Source organism: Micromonospora chokoriensis, from assembly GCF_000718555.1.
GTDB lineage: Bacteria > Actinomycetota > Actinomycetes > Mycobacteriales > Micromonosporaceae > Micromonospora > Micromonospora chokoriensis_B.
The window spans coordinates 207,122-220,755 of the sequence record NZ_JOAN01000003.1 but is presented as its reverse complement, the minus strand read 5'-3'; the positions used below and the strand labels follow the sequence as shown (position 1 = coordinate 220,755).

Here is a 13,634-nt window from a genome sequence, read left to right as displayed (position 1 = left end):
GGGCATGCCCCATCGAAGGCGAGCCGCCCGATGACGGCCTCACGACAGGAACCGGACCCTGCAGTGGACGACCTCGACCGCCGGTTCCAGGCCGGCGACGACGTGGCGCTCCGCGAGGCGTACGACCGCTATGGTCGTGCCGTGCTCCACCTGGCCACGTCCATGCTGGCCAACCGCAGCGACGCCGAGGACGTCACCCAGGCGACGTTCGTCGCCGCCTGGCTGGGCCGTGACACGTTCGACCCGGCCAAGGGGTCGCTGATCGGTTGGCTGCTCGGCATCGGCCGGCGGAAGGTGATCGACCGGATGCGCGCCTCGGCCCGGGAGACCCGGGTGGTGGAGACGGTTCGACAGCTGCCCGAGCCTGCGCCGGCCGACCCGGACCCGGACCGCGTGGTGGACCGGTTGGTGATCGCCGACGAGCTGGCTCGGCTCCCCGACGACCAGCGACGCATGCTGGAGTTGGCCTTCTACGACGACCTGACACACCAGCAGATCGCCACGGTGACCGGAGTGCCGCTGGGCACCGTGAAGAGTCACATCCGGCGCGGCATGGCGAGCTTGAAACGCAGATGGGAGGTGGACGGTGCAGCACCTGGACCACGACCGGCTGGTCTTTCTGGCGCTCGGTGAGAGCGAGGCGGACAACGGGGAGCGCACCCACCTCGGCACCTGCGCGCGCTGCCGCACGGAGCTTTCGACCCTCCAGCAGGTGGTGGGGCTCGGCACCGAGACGCAGGACCTGGCCGGCCTTCCCGACCCGCCGCAGCACGTCTGGCAGGGCATCGAAGCCCAGGTCAGAGCCGCGTCGGCCGGGTCGACGCGGACCGAGGCCCGTCGACCCCGGGTGCCCGGGCAGGCCCCGGGAACGGCCGTCGAGTCGACGGTTACCCGACTGGACCCGACGCGCCGGTCCCGCCGGGGTCGTGGTTGGTCCCGTTGGGTGGCCACCGCGGCGACCGCGGCCGCCGCTGCGGCGGTCGGTGTGCTGGGCACCGTCTCCGTGCTCCGACCGGACGACCCGACCCCCACCCCGACGACGCCGGTGGTGGTGGCGAGCGCCCCGCTGGCGGCGTACGGGTCGACGCCGCCGGCCGCCACGGGTGACGCCCGGGTTCTCCAGGACGGCCAACTACATCTGCATGTGGCGAATCTCCCGAGCGTCCCGGGGTACTACGAGGTCTGGCTCATCAATCCGACGACGATGAAGATGTTCTCGGTCGGCACCCTGGGGGGTGGTCCAGACGCCCTGCTGCCCCTACCCCCGAATGTCGATCTCAAGAGCTACTCGGTGGTCGACGTCTCCGCCGAGCAGTACGACAACAACACCAGCCACTCCGGTGACAGCCTGCTGCGGGGCACCCTGACGGGCTGATCGGCGGGCCGGTTCAGCTCCCCGGCCCGCCGGTCAGCTCCCCACACGGCAGTGGCCGCCCGGGAAACGGGCGGCCACCGTGCTGTCGCAGGGTCACTTGCGCTTGCGGATCTCCTCGGCGGCCTGCGGAACGACCTTGAACAGGTCGCCCACCACGCCGAAGTCGGCCAGCTCGAAGATCGGCGCTTCGCCGTCCTTGTTGACCGCGACGATGGTCTTCGAGGTCTGCATGCCGGCCCGGTGCTGGATGGCACCGGAGATGCCGAGCGCGACGTAGAGCTGCGGGGAGACCGTCTTACCGGTCTGGCCCACCTGGAACTGGTGCGGGTAGAAGCCGGAGTCGACGGCCGCCCGGGACGCGCCAACCGCGCCGCCGAGCAGGTCGGCCAGCTCCTCGACCAGCTTGAAGTTGTCGGCGTTGCCGACGCCCCGGCCGCCAGAGACGACCACGCCGGCCTCGGTCAGCTCGGGGCGGGAGCCCTTCTGCTCGGCGACCCGCTCGACGACCTTGGCCAGCTTGTCGGTGTCGGTGACCGACACGCTGAGCTGCTCGATCGCCGGGGCGGCCGCCGCCGGGGCGGGGGTGACGGAGTTGGGCCGGACGGTGACCAGCGGCAGGCCCTTGGTGACCTTGGACTTGACGATGGTGGAGCCGGCGAAGGCGACCTGCGTCGCGGTGCCGTCGGCGTCCAGGCCGACCACGTCGGTCAGGATGCCGTTGTCGAGCTTGACGGCGAGCCGGGCGGCGATCTCCTTGCCCTCCTGGGCCGAGGCGAGCAGCACGGCGGCCGGCTGCACCCGCTTGACCAACTCGGCCAGCACGGTCGCCTTGGGGGCCACCAGGTAGCCGTCGATCTCGTCACCCTCGGCGGCGTAGATCTTCTCCGCGCCGTACTCGCCCAGCTTGCCGCTCAGGGCCTCGGCTGCGCCGGTGCCGCCGAGCACCACCGCGCTCGGGGTGCCCAGCTCACGCGCGAGGGTGAGCATTTCCAGGGTGACCTTCTTGACGCCGAATTCCTTGGTGGCTTCGACGACGACGAGAACCTCAGACATGTCAGATCCCCCTCTCACACGAACTTCTCGGTGGCGAGGAACTCGACCAGCTTGACGCCGCCCTCGCCCTCATCAGTGATCTTGGCGCCGCCGGAGCGCGGCGGGCGCTTGGTGTGCTCGACGACGGCGCTGGTGGCACCGTCGAAGCCCACCTCGTCGGACGCGACGCCGAGAGCGGCAAGCGAGAGCGTCTGCACCGGCTTCTTCTTGGCGGCCATGATGCCCTTGAAGGAGGGGTAGCGCGGCTCGTTGATCGTGTCCCAGACGGAGACCACGGCCGGGGTGGAGGCGGTGACGACCTCGTAGCCCTCCTCGGTCTGCCGCTCGACGGTAAGCGTCGCGCCATCGACGGTGAGCTTGCGGGCACCGGTGAGCGCCGCGACGCCCAGCCGCTCGGCGATCATGTGCGGCATGACCTGGACGCGGCCGTCGGTGGACTCGGCGCCGCAGATGACCAGGTCGGCACCGAGCTGACCGAGAGCGGCGGCGAGCACCTTGGAGGTGGCCACGGCGCAGGAGCCGTGCAGGGCGTCGTCCAGCACGTGCACGGCCTTGTCCGGGCCCATGGAGAGCGCCTTGCGGATCGACTCGGTCGCCCGGTCCGGACCCATGGTCAGGATGGTGACCTCGCCGCCGTGGGCCTCCTTGATCTTGAGGGCCTCCTCGATGGCGTACTCGTCCATCTCGTTGATCACGTTGTTCGCCGAACCACGGTCGACGGTGTTGTCGTCATTGCGCAGGTTGCGGTCCGCGCCCGAATCAGGCACCTGCTTGACGAGTACGACGATGTTCATCGCGCTTCGACGACCCTCCTGTGTGGTGTTGCGATTCGCTCGCCCGGTCTGGGGCGCAGCGTCACCCGTAGGTCGACGCCAGGTCAACCGTGGGCTGTTGTGCAGTTGCCCACGGCGCAATGTTACCTGCCAGTAGGTTGCGCTCCTGCGGCACTCAGAGTGACACAGCTCACCGACGCGCGGACGGTCAGGCCGGCTCGGCCAGCGCGACCCGGATCTGGTCGATGGCTGCCGCCTCGACGGGGGCCACCCCGTCGTGCGCCCGGGCCACCCGGTCCGCGGCGGCCAACACCAGCGAGCGGTACGCCTCCACCTCCTGCGGCGACTTCTCCCGCAGGATCCGCACCGCCTGCCCCAGCGCCGGCAGCACCACCGACTCGATCTCCAACTGCGAGTCTCGGGGCAGGCTCGGCAGCGGGCCGGTGGTCAGCGCCTCCTTGACCGTGCCACTGGCATCGGCGAGCGCGCCGGACGCGGCGATGCTCTCCCGGATCACCCCCAGGACGCCCGGGTCGGCGTTGGAGACCAGGAAGACCGCGCCGAAGGCACCGGTCTTGAGGGTCAGCCGCTCCTCGTCCGTCAACCGCTGCTCCATGATCACGGAGTGTAGACGTACGGGGTGGTCGTGGTGACCGCGACGAGGCCGAGTCGCTGGAGGATCGGCCGGCTGTCCTCGGAGCAGTCGACCTGGATGAGCGTGCGACCCCGCTGCTCGGCCAGCCGGGCCCGGTAGTTGACCAACGCCCGGTAGATGCCCTTGCGCCGCCACTGCGCCAGCGTCGAGCCACCCCAGAGCGTGGCGAAGCCGGTGTTCGCCAGGAACCGCACCCAGCCGGCGCTCACCACCACCCCGTCCACCTCGGCCACCACCACGGTGATCGAGTTTGGGTCGGCGTCGATCTCCTTGGCCAGACCCCACACGAGGTGCGAGCGGTCCTCCTGCCAGACCTCCTCCTCCATGGCGGCGATCCGCTCCAGGTCGGCCCGGGAGGTCACCTCACGCAGGCGTACCCCCTCGGGAACCACAGGCAGCGCGGCGGCCAGCGGCGCGACCGGCCCGACCACGACGGTCTCCCGGTCCTCCGGTACGAAGCCGGCGGCGCGCAGGCGGTCCGCGAGGTCAGCCGGCTCGTCGTGTTCGTTGAGCTTCCACTCGACCGACATGCCGCGCTCGCGGAAGTAGCGCACCTGCCGGGCGATCAGCTCGTCCAGCGCGTCCCCGGTCAACCCGCCCAGGTCGCGATAGGTCAGGAAACCACCGGCGTCGAGCCCGATGATGCGGACCAGCGGCCCGTCCCGCTCCACGGTCACCCCGGCCGGGATCGGGTCGGGGATCTCCGGGCGGATCTGGTTGTCATAGGCGGCACGCAGCGTCATTGCGTCGAGATCAGTCACCGGCCCAGGCTAAGTGGGGAGGGAAGCGAATAATCGACACCGTGTGGAAGACGATCAGGCGGTGGTTCGACCCGGCCGAGTCGGGCTCGGTCGGCGAACGGCCCGACTACCGCTTCTCGCTGGCCAACGAACGGACCTTCCTCGCCTGGCTACGCACCGGGTTGGCGCTGGTCGGCGGCGGGTTGGCCGCCGCGCAGTTCCTGCCGCCGCTGCCGATGAGCCACCTGCGGGAGGTGATCGCGGTGGCGCTGCTGCTGCTCGGCGCGGCGGTGGCGATCCGCGCAGTGGACCACTGGGCCCGTACCGAGCGGGCCATCCGGCTCGGTCGGGAGCTGCCCGCGTCCCGGTTCCCCGCCATCCTCGCCCTCGCCGTCGGCGCGGGGGCGGTGCTGCTGGTGGTCGCTGTCCTGCTGCGGGCGATCGGCGGGCGGTGAGCAGCGGACGCGACCCGGGGCTACAACCGGAACGCACCCGGCTGGCCTGGCGGCGCACCCTGCTCACGGTGACCGTGGTGACCGCGCTCGCCGTCCGGCTGGCGTCGACCGGCGACCCGACCGGGGCGCTGATCGCCGGTGTCATCGTGCTGGTGTGGGGCGCCCTGCTGGTGCTCTGTTGGCCACGCGGCACCGGCACCGGTCCGGCCCGCACCGGCGGGCGGACACTGCCCCTGGCCACGGTGGGCACCGTGGCGCTTGCGTTACTGGGAGTGCTGCTGGTGATCCGCGGACTGTGGTGACGCGCATCGGTGCGCCATGATGGGTGGATGGCCCGGCTGTACGTTCTCCTCTTCCTGGTGCAGATTGTCCTCGCCGTCTGCGCGCTGATCAGCTGCCTCTCCGCCGAGGAGGGTCAGATCCGCGCCCTCCCCCGGATCGCCTGGGTGCTGATCATCTTGTTCTTCCCGCTGGTCGGCTCGATCGCCTGGTTCGTCGCCGGCCGGGAGCCCAACCCGGGTGCCCGCAAGGGCTGGCCGGGCGGGATCGGCACCACCGAGCGGCAGCGCCCCCGGCCGGTCGCCCCCGACGACGACCCGGAGTTCCTCCGCTCCGTGCAGGAGCGCGCCCAGCAGCAGGACCAGGAGCTGTTCCGCCGCTGGGAAGAAGACCTGCGTCGACGCGAGGACGACCTGCGCCGCCGCGACGGCGAGCCGCCGCGCGAGGGTGACCGCCCCGAGGTGTGAACGCGCCGAGGTGTGAACGCGCCGCCGCCGCCCGGGCAGGGCGACGGCGGCGACAGCTGCGACTCAGGCCAGGTTCGACGACCGGGGGTACGCGTCGGTCGGGTCGGTGAGCACGTTCACCAGGTACGGCACTCCGGAGTCGAACGCGCGCTGCAGCGCCGGGCCAAGATCGGCTGCCTTGGCGACCGTCTCCCCCGCTCCGCCGAGCGCGCTGACCACCGTGTCGTAGCGCAGCTCCGGCTGCAGGTCGGCGGCCACGTCGTAGCCGTACATGGCACGCATCGGGTGCTTCTCCAGCCCCCAGATGCCGTTGTTGCCGACCACGATCACCACCGGCAGCTTCTGACGGACCAGCGACTCGACATCCATCAGCGAGAAGCCGGCCGCGCCGTCGCCCATCAGCACGCAGATCTGCCGGTCCGGGTGACTGACCCGGGCGCCCATCGCGTAACCCATGCCGGTGCCCAGGCAGCCGTACGGGCCCGGGTCCAACCAGGTGCCCGGCTGCGCCGGCTCCAGGTACCGCCCGGCGTACGACACGAAGTCGCCGCCGTCGCCGATGGTGATCGCGTCCGGGGCCAGCACCCGACGCAGCTCGCCGTAGATCCGGGCCGGGCGGATCGGGTCGGTCTCGGCGGCCATCTCCGCGGCGTCGCGCGCCTTCGCCGCGTCTTCGGCGACGCGCAGGTCGGCGATCCAGTCGGCGTGGTCGGCCCGGTCGCCGGAGTGGTCGGCCAGCGCGGAGAGGATCAGGCGCAGGTCGCCGGCGGGGGCGGCGGCCGGCTGCACGTGCGTCGCCCGCTGGCTGGGCGCGTCGACGATGTGCACCACCTTGGCGTCACCGAAGTCACCGAAGCTGAGCCGGAAGTCCAGCGGGGTGCCCACCACCACGACCACGTCGGCGCCGGAGAGCGCGGCCCGGCGGGCCTTGGCGAACGCGAGCGGGTGCGTCGGCGGGAGCGAGCCGCGACCCATGCCGTTGGTGAAGACCGGCACCTGTAGCGCCTCGGCGGCCTCGCGCAGGGCGGCGACCGCGTCGCCCGCGTACACGTCGGAGCCGGCGATGATGACCGGTCGCTGCGCCCCGGCGATGAGCATCGCGGCGCGACCGACCTCCTCCGGATCCGGCGCGATCGGGTCGACGCCGGTCACGGCGGGCAGGTCGGTCTCGGCGACCGAGAAGACCGTCTCCAACGGAAAGTCGAGGAAGGCCGGGCCACGGTGCGGAGTGAGCGCGGCGTTGAGCGCGGCACCCACCGCGCGCGGGATGTCGTCGGTGCTGAACACCGTCTCGGCGTGCTTGGTGACCGGGGCGACAAGCGGCAGGTGGTCCATCTCCTGGAGGCTGCCGGAGCCCCAGCGGAACGCGGGCGCCCGGCCGCCGAGCACCAGCACCGGGGAGGCGTTGAAGAACGCGCTGGTCAGACCGGAGATGCCGTTGGTGACACCGGGCCCGGCGGTGAGCACGGCGAGGCCGGGGCGGCGCTGCAACTTGGCCACCGCCTCGGCGGCGAAGACCGCGGACTGCTCGTGCCGGACGTCGTAGATCGGGAAGTCGGTCTTGTACGCGGCGTCGTAGAGCGGGAAGACGTGCCCGCCGGAGAGCGTGAACATCTCCCGTACGCCGTGCGCGCGTAGTGCCGCGAGCGCCAACTCGCCGCCGTGACCCTCGATCCGCTCCGTCATGTCGCTCCCATCGTCCGTGGCCGGGATCACAGGTTACCGGCCAGTCACCTGCCGCCCGGACCGTGGCCCCGACTCACGGCGGTCGTCCAGGTCAGCGCCGCCGAAACGGCCGAGCCCGCCCGGTGGGGTCGTCCACCGGGCGGGCTCGGTCGGTACAGCGCTGAGGGTGTCAGCGCGTCTTCAGCACCACCGACACCGGCTCGGTCCGGTACGGGGTGTCCGTCTCGAACGCCAGCCGGGCCGCGTACTCACCGTGCCCGGCGACGGCGGCAACGGCGGCCGACACCCGGACGGTGACGGTCCGGCCCGCCGGGATGGTCACCTCGGTCTTGTTAGCCGACAGCCACGACACGTCGGTGCCGCGGATGCAGGACTCGGCCCCCGGCAGTTGGTACGCGGCCGCGGACAGGTCTTCGACCTTGTCCAGACCCGCGACCTGGAAGGTGCCGCAGGCGGCACCGCCCCGCATGCTGGGCTGGGGAAGGTCCAGCAGCCGCGACCAGAGCCCGGTCGCCGCGTCGAACTCCCACACCTGGGCCGAGACCCCGTTGCCGGTCTTGCCGCCCATCAGCCGCAGCTTGCCGTTGACGCTGACGGACGTCATGCCGTAGTTCGACGCCGGCAGGCCGGTCGTCGGCACCCAACTGTTCGACTCGGGGAAGTAGCGGTACGCCGCCATGGTCGAATCCCGCTGGACCGGTAGGTAGCCACCCGCGCACATCAGCCCGTCGCCGATCGCACCGCAGGAGAGGAAGGCCGCGCCCTGGGGGTAGTCGGCCAGCGGGGTCCACCGGTCGACGTCGGGGTCGTAGCGGTACACCCGCTGCGAGGGCGGGCCGCAGCGCGCATCCTCGCAGCCGGAGACCACATACAGCTTGCCGTCGAGCGACACCGCCGCGCCGCTGTAGAGCCCCACGGGCAGGTTCGCCCGGCGCGACCAACTGTTGGTCATCGGATCGTAGGCGAAGGTGGTGTTCGTCACCTCGCCCAACGTGTTCGTGCCGCCGGTCACGTAGAGCTTGCCGTCGACGAAGCCGCCTACGGCACCGCCGCGCGGCTCGGGCAGGTCGGCGATCCGGTTCCAAGTCCGGGCCTGCGGGTCGAAGACCCACCCCTCTCGCAGGGTGTACTCGTAGCTGAGGCCGCCCACCGAGTACACCGTGCCGTCGTTGTCGGCGACCACGTTGTCGGCCACCCGCATCGGCAGGTCGGGCATGCTCACCCACGCGCTGCCGTCCCCCGCCTGCTGCGACGGCGACTGCGCCGAGCGGGCGGCGACGAGCTTCGCGTCGCTTGTGTAACCGCGGTCCTGCTCGACCAGCCGGACCGTCATCGGCTGCTCGCCGTCGTTGGTGAGCCGGATGTCGCCGGTGGCGGAGCGACCTGGCTTGGCCGAGAAGGACAGCGCCGACTCGTCGACGGTCAGCCGCCCGCTCTCCAGCAGCCAGTCCCGCTGTACGACGCGGTCGCTCTTGACCTTCAGTTTGCCGGTGGCGTCGGCGTACCGCAGACCGGTCACGGTCATCGGCACCTGGCCGTCACCCTCGGCGAAGAGCCAGTAGAAGCCGTCGCCGAGCGCCGGGTCGTCGGCCGTGTCCAGGCTGGTGGCCTTCGCCGTCACGTCGGTGCCGGCCGAGACGGTGGCACCGACGAGCGCCCCGCCCGTGTTGTCGTCCCGGATCTGCCCGGCGATGATCCCGCCCGGCACGGCGGCACACGTCCGCCTACCGACGAAGGCGTTGTCCAGCTGCCACCAGTAGGAGGCGGAGCCCTCGTAGCGGAACCGCGCCTGCACCCCGGACTTCCCCGCCGCCTGCGGGACCGGGATCTCCAGGTGCCCGCGTACGTCGACGTCCGGGAGGCGGAACGCCTCCTTCCAGGTCGCCCCGTTGTCCAGGCTCAGCTCGACGAACCCCTTCTGCACACCGAAGTTGGAGGAAGGGAAGTCAGTGTCGAAACCGATCACCGGGTTGGTGATGCCGCGCAGATCCATCGACGGCGTGACCAGGGCCGAGTTGAGGTCGCCGGACTGCTCCCAGGTATTGATGACGGCGAACTCACCCTGACCGCCGGTCAGGTTGCCCTGCTTGCCGCGGTCGTCGAAGCGCCAGGTCTGGCCGGCACCGGACTCGTCGGTGACCCGCCAGCCGTCCTTCGGCCCACTCGCCCAGCCGGCGAAGTCGGAGCTGAGGCCCTGGTACTTCCAGGCGTACCCGGGCGCCGAACAGGTCGAGGCGTCGATGGCGAGCTTCACGTTCTTCCGGATCTCGCTCGACCCCCCGTTGGCCTCGGGACCGACTGCGGCGGACACCGTGCTGGTGACGTACCCCGGCATCTGCACCGGGGAGACGTGCAGCGCGTAGTCGCCGATCGGCAGATCCACGTCGTACCGGCCGGTGTACGGGTCGGTGAAGACCGCGTCGCCCGGGTAGCCGTCGATAGAGACCTTGGCGTAGATCGGCCAGCCGTGCCCGGAGGCGTCGGTGACGACACCGGTGACGCGCCGGGTCTGCATCGCGGTCATCGTGAGGTTATTGGTCACGCTCGTCTTGGCGACAACGGTGACCTTGGCCGGCTGTGGTGCCTGGTAGCCGAACTCGGTGGCCACCACGTCGTACGTGCCGACCGGGGCGAACAGGCGGTAGCGGCCCTGCTCGTCGGTCACCGCGTCGTACGTCGCGCCGGTCGAGTCGGTGACGGTGACGGAGACGCCGGCGAGCGGGCCCTCCGGCTTGCCGTACGAGTTCTTGCCGCTCGTCACCGTTCCGACGATCTCGCCGGCCGGGCCGAGGGTGAGCGCGGAGACCCCGTTGGGGCTGCCCAGGCCGGTGGGACCGTCCCAGCCGAAGCCGGCCTCGCACCGCAGGTCGCCGCAGTACCCGTTCGAGCCCTGGGTGATGTCGAAGAGACCGGCGGCCTTGTCCTTGCGGTACGGGTAGGTCACCGGGTACGTCCCGGGTAGCGGATCGCCGGCCAGCGCGGACATCGCCGCGACGAGCGGGGCGGCCAGTGACGTTCCGCCCCACTGGGCCCAGCCCTCCTGGCCGAGGGTGTTGTAGACGGCCAGGCCGGACTCTGGCGCGGCCGTGGCGGAGATGTCGGCGCTGGCGCGCTTGTCATCGCAGCGCGTGTCGATGTCGGCCTGGTACGCCGGCTTCGCCTCGTAGAGGGAGCAGCCGCTGCCCGCCGATGTCCACGCGGTCTCCGACCAGCCACGGGCCGAGGAGCGGTTCCGGGTCAGCTGGGTGCCGCCGACCGACAGCACCTTCGGGTGGGTCGCCGGGTAGCTCTGCACGTTGCCGATGTCGCCGCTGGACACCGTGATGACGACGCCCGGGTGGTCGTAGTGGGCCGCGAAGTAGCTCTGGTACGGCTTCTCACCGGGGACGCCGTACGAGTTGGAGACGGCGACCGCGCCGAGCCGGACCGCGGTGTCGACGGCACGGCCGAGGTTCTCCCCTCCGTTGTCGTCGGCCTGGACGAGCAGGATGTTGCACTTCGGGCAGGCCGACGAGACGGCATCCAGGTCCAGAGCGGCCTCGATCGACCAGCCCTCGTCCTCGATCGGGTAGTTCGTCCCGCCGTTCTGATCCACCTTCCGGAAGCAGCCGTTCGCGGTGGTGCAGGGCGGCAGTCCGTAGTGGGCGCGGAACACCGCGAGGTCGGCCTCGGCGGCGGCGTAACCGAACGCGCCGACGATGGCCACGGTCTGGCCGGCGCCGCCCGAGGGCAGCTTGTAGGCGGACTTGATGTCGGCCGGCCCCAACGCTCCCGGCGGCGGGGACGTCGTCTTCAGGCGTCGCTGGCTGTCCTGGCTGGAGAGACTGACGGCGAAGCAGCGGGCCCAGGGGCCGTCCTTGCCGGCCTCGGCGGCGGAGGCGGTGTTGCAGCCCGCGGGCGTGTACCGCCGCGCGTCCCAGTCAGCGGAGGGAGACGGGCTGGGCACCGGGGCCGCCTGCGCCGCGGTGACGGGCAGCGGGCCGGTGGCCAGCAGCGACAGTGTGACCGCGGCGACCAGCCCGCGCAGAAGGACCCGCTGGGTCCGTCTCCGGCGTAAGCGCTCGACCATCCAGTTACTCCTCGTCAGAAGAATCATGGACACGGCTCGCCGTTGAGACCGCGAACGCACCACCCGCCAGGCGCGCATGATCCCTGACACAAAAACCGGCGTACGTCGAAGGATGATCTTGGCATGGACCAGAAAGTACGGACAATGTCCCGGGGCATTCATGTTCCGGACAGCTGGCTGGTTCCCGACGGAGGCCTCGGATGTGGCGTGCGGTGGGCGTGCCCGAGCCCGACGGGCTCGTGTACGAGGCGCTGGCTCGGCGTCGCCAGGCGGCCCTCAACGATCTCCTCGGCGACGTCGCGCTCTCCCGGGCACAGCTGAGAAGCGCGCTCGGCCGCCTGGTCGACGGTGGCCTGGCCAGTCGACTACCGGGCCGCCCGGCCCGCTACGCGGCAACGTCACCGGACCAGGTGGCTACCTTCCTGATCGCCGAGCAGGAGCGCGAGCTGCTCCGCCTGCGCCGGCACGCTGACGAGTTGGCCAAGGACATCCGGCGGCACGAGGGGCCGGGTCAACACCCGGCCGAGCTGGTCGAGGTCATCGAGGGGGCCGCGAACCTCCGGGCCACCCTCGTCCGGCTGCAACGTGAGGCGCGGGTGCAGATTCGCGGCATGGACCGGCCGCCCTACCTGGACAACCCGGCCAGTGGCAACACCGAGGAGACCCAACAGCTCGCCGACCGCGGCCTCACCTACCGGGTGATCTACGACCGGTCGGCGTTGGCCATCCCGGGGCGGATGGCGGAGATCTGGCGGGGCATCCAGTCCGGCGAACGCGCCCGAGTCGCCAGCAACGTGCCGATGAAGATGCTGCTCTGCGACGACCGGTTCGCGCTCATCCCCGTCCTGGCGGCTGGGCAGCTGACCGACGCCGCGTACCTGGTGCACCCGTCGTCACTGCTGGACGCGGTCGGCGGGCTGTTCGAGGCGCTCTGGGAGCGGGCCGTCGCCATCAACCGCTCGGTCGGCGGCGCGCGGAACGGCCCGCTCGGCCCGACCGAGGGCGGGAGCGGCCCGACCGCTGAGGAGCAACCGGACCGACTCACCGACCGCGACATCGAGCTGCTCGGCCTGCTGGCCGGCGGGGCCACCGACGAGAGGATCGCCCGGACGCTGGGCTGGAGCGTGCGGACCGTGCACCGACACGTACACCGGATCATGGCGATGGTCGGCGCCGAGACCCGATTCCAGGCCGGGATGGAAGCGGTCCGGCGCGGCTGGGTGTGACGACCCCGGGCCGGTCAGCGGCCGGTGAAGCCCGGCTTGCGCTTCTCGACGAAGGCCGCCATGCCCTCCCGCCGGTCGTCGGTGGCGAACAGCGCCGCGAAGAGCTGACTCTCCCAGGCCAGGCCCGAGTTCAGGTCCATGTCCAGGCCGCCGTCGACCGCCAGCTTCGCCGCGCGCAGCGCCTGCACCGGCCCATTCAGGTACGGAGTGATCAGCGCGACGGCCGTGTCGTACACCTCTGCGGCCGGGGCGACCCGGTCGGCCAGACCGATCCGCAGCGCCTCCTGCGCGTCCACCATCCGCCCCGACATGATCAGGTCCTTGGCGCGGGCCGGGCCGATGAGGCGGGCCAGCCGCTGGGTGCCACCCGCACCCGGGATGACGCCCAGCTTGATCTCCGGCTGGCCGAGCTTGGCGTCCTCGGCGACCACCCGCCAGTCACAGGCCAACGCCAGCTCGCAGCCGCCACCGAGCGCATACCCGGTGATCGCGGCGACGACCGGCTTGGGGATCCGGGCGATCGCGCCGAGCGCGCTGGACAGGTTCGCAGCCCGCTCAGCCATGTCCACGTAGGACATCTCGGCCATCTGCTTGATGTCCGCTCCGGCGGCGAAGACCTTCTCCCCGCCGTACACGATGACGGCGCGGACCTCGGGATCGGCGGTGGCCGCCGCGGCGGCGGCGCGCAGCTCCTCCTGCACCTGGGTGTTGAGCGCGTTCATCGGCGGCCGCTCCAGCCGGATCGTGCCGATGCCGTCCTTGGTCTCCAGCCGAACGAACTCGCCCACGCTGCCCTCACTTCCTCGTCGAAGTCGCGTGCCAACCTTACGACCCGGCTCGTTTGGGTAAGTAGTGT

The 13,634-nt window shown here is 71.4% G+C and carries 13 protein-coding genes; 6 read left to right on the top strand and 7 right to left on the bottom strand.

The annotated features are described in order from the left end of the window. Nucleotides 1–30 precede the first annotated feature (30 nt). A complete protein-coding gene (locus tag IF46_RS0106520) occupies nucleotides 31–633 on the top strand; it encodes an RNA polymerase sigma factor (RefSeq protein ID WP_030487372.1) in 603 nt (200 codons plus the stop codon). After that, nucleotides 587–1,375: an anti-sigma factor gene (locus IF46_RS0106515; protein WP_030487371.1), complete on the top strand. Its 789-nt coding sequence runs from the start codon at nucleotides 587–589 to the stop codon at nucleotides 1,373–1,375. Before IF46_RS0106520 ends, IF46_RS0106515 begins: the two co-directional genes overlap by 47 nt. A gap of 93 nt (nucleotides 1,376–1,468) precedes the next feature. On the opposite strand, the gene IF46_RS0106510 is transcribed toward IF46_RS0106515, so the two are convergent. The 4 genes from IF46_RS0106510 to IF46_RS0106495 form a co-directional block, all read right to left on the bottom strand. Beyond that, nucleotides 1,469–2,428, bottom strand: a complete 960-nt coding sequence (locus tag IF46_RS0106510; protein WP_030487370.1) for an electron transfer flavoprotein subunit alpha/FixB family protein — start codon at nucleotides 2,426–2,428, stop codon at nucleotides 1,469–1,471. A gap of 14 nt (nucleotides 2,429–2,442) precedes the next feature. Then, nucleotides 2,443–3,222, bottom strand: coding sequence for an electron transfer flavoprotein subunit beta/FixA family protein (locus IF46_RS0106505; RefSeq protein WP_030487369.1), 780 nt, complete (start codon nucleotides 3,220–3,222; stop codon nucleotides 2,443–2,445). Nucleotides 3,223–3,409: 187 nt separating this feature from the next. Next, nucleotides 3,410–3,823 (bottom strand): hypothetical protein, encoded by a 414-nt coding sequence (locus IF46_RS0106500; RefSeq protein ID WP_030487368.1) that lies wholly within the window; start codon nucleotides 3,821–3,823, stop codon nucleotides 3,410–3,412. After that, nucleotides 3,820–4,617 carry a GNAT family N-acetyltransferase gene (locus IF46_RS0106495; RefSeq protein ID WP_030487367.1) on the bottom strand — a complete coding sequence of 266 codons (798 nt, stop codon included), beginning with the start codon at nucleotides 4,615–4,617 and terminating at the stop codon, nucleotides 3,820–3,822. The genes IF46_RS0106500 and IF46_RS0106495 overlap by 4 nt, the downstream gene beginning before the upstream one ends. Nucleotides 4,618–4,658: 41 nt before the next feature. Here IF46_RS0106495 and IF46_RS0106490 point away from each other — a divergent pair, with 41 nt between their 5' ends. Genes IF46_RS0106490 through IF46_RS0106480 form a run of 3 tightly spaced genes read left to right on the top strand, consistent with a single transcriptional unit; the run spans nucleotide 4,659 to nucleotide 5,797 of the window. Then, entirely contained in the window at nucleotides 4,659–5,051 is a 393-nt protein-coding gene (locus tag IF46_RS0106490) for a YidH family protein (protein ID WP_030487366.1), read from the top strand. Continuing rightward, entirely contained in the window at nucleotides 5,048–5,353 is a 306-nt protein-coding gene (locus tag IF46_RS0106485) for a DUF202 domain-containing protein (RefSeq protein ID WP_030487365.1), read from the top strand. The genes IF46_RS0106490 and IF46_RS0106485 overlap by 4 nt, the downstream gene beginning before the upstream one ends. A gap of 27 nt (nucleotides 5,354–5,380) precedes the next feature. After that, complete coding sequence (locus tag IF46_RS0106480; protein ID WP_030487364.1) at nucleotides 5,381–5,797, top strand: PLD nuclease N-terminal domain-containing protein; 417 nt, start codon at nucleotides 5,381–5,383, stop codon at nucleotides 5,795–5,797. A 63-nt stretch (nucleotides 5,798–5,860) separates the two neighbouring features. Here the strand turns inward: IF46_RS0106480 and IF46_RS0106475 are convergent, their stop codons facing one another. Beyond that, nucleotides 5,861–7,483: an acetolactate synthase gene (locus IF46_RS0106475; protein WP_030487363.1), complete on the bottom strand. Its 1,623-nt coding sequence runs from the start codon at nucleotides 7,481–7,483 to the stop codon at nucleotides 5,861–5,863. A gap of 169 nt (nucleotides 7,484–7,652) precedes the next feature. Further along, nucleotides 7,653–11,552: a kelch repeat-containing protein gene (locus tag IF46_RS33150; protein ID WP_051723729.1), complete on the bottom strand. Its 3,900-nt coding sequence runs from the start codon at nucleotides 11,550–11,552 to the stop codon at nucleotides 7,653–7,655. A 200-nt stretch (nucleotides 11,553–11,752) separates the two neighbouring features. Between IF46_RS33150 and IF46_RS0106465 the strand changes: the two genes are divergently transcribed. Next, entirely contained in the window at nucleotides 11,753–12,778 is a 1,026-nt protein-coding gene (locus IF46_RS0106465) for a helix-turn-helix transcriptional regulator (protein WP_051723728.1), read from the top strand. 14 nt (nucleotides 12,779–12,792) lie between these two features. Here the strand turns inward: IF46_RS0106465 and IF46_RS0106460 are convergent, their stop codons facing one another. Next, on the bottom strand, nucleotides 12,793–13,566 hold the full coding sequence (locus IF46_RS0106460) for an enoyl-CoA hydratase/isomerase family protein (protein ID WP_030487360.1): 774 nt from the start codon (nucleotides 13,564–13,566) through the stop codon (nucleotides 12,793–12,795). Nucleotides 13,567–13,634 lie beyond the last annotated feature (68 nt).

Bases quoted from the DNA above. Each gene is read 5' to 3' on its own strand.
- IF46_RS0106465 (WP_051723728.1), top strand. From the start codon at position 11,753: ATGTGGCGTGCGGTGGGCGTGCCCGAGCCCGACGGGCTCGTGTACGAG.
- IF46_RS33150 (WP_051723729.1), bottom strand. From the start codon at position 11,552: ATGGTCGAGCGCTTACGCCGGAGACGGACCCAGCGGGTCCTTCTGCGC.
- IF46_RS0106480 (WP_030487364.1), top strand. From the start codon at position 5,381: ATGGCCCGGCTGTACGTTCTCCTCTTCCTGGTGCAGATTGTCCTCGCC.
- IF46_RS0106510 (WP_030487370.1), bottom strand. From the start codon at position 2,428: ATGTCTGAGGTTCTCGTCGTCGTCGAAGCCACCAAGGAATTCGGCGTC.
- IF46_RS0106505 (WP_030487369.1), bottom strand. From the start codon at position 3,222: ATGAACATCGTCGTACTCGTCAAGCAGGTGCCTGATTCGGGCGCGGAC.
- IF46_RS0106520 (WP_030487372.1), top strand. From the start codon at position 31: ATGACGGCCTCACGACAGGAACCGGACCCTGCAGTGGACGACCTCGAC.
- IF46_RS0106475 (WP_030487363.1), bottom strand. From the start codon at position 7,483: ATGACGGAGCGGATCGAGGGTCACGGCGGCGAGTTGGCGCTCGCGGCA.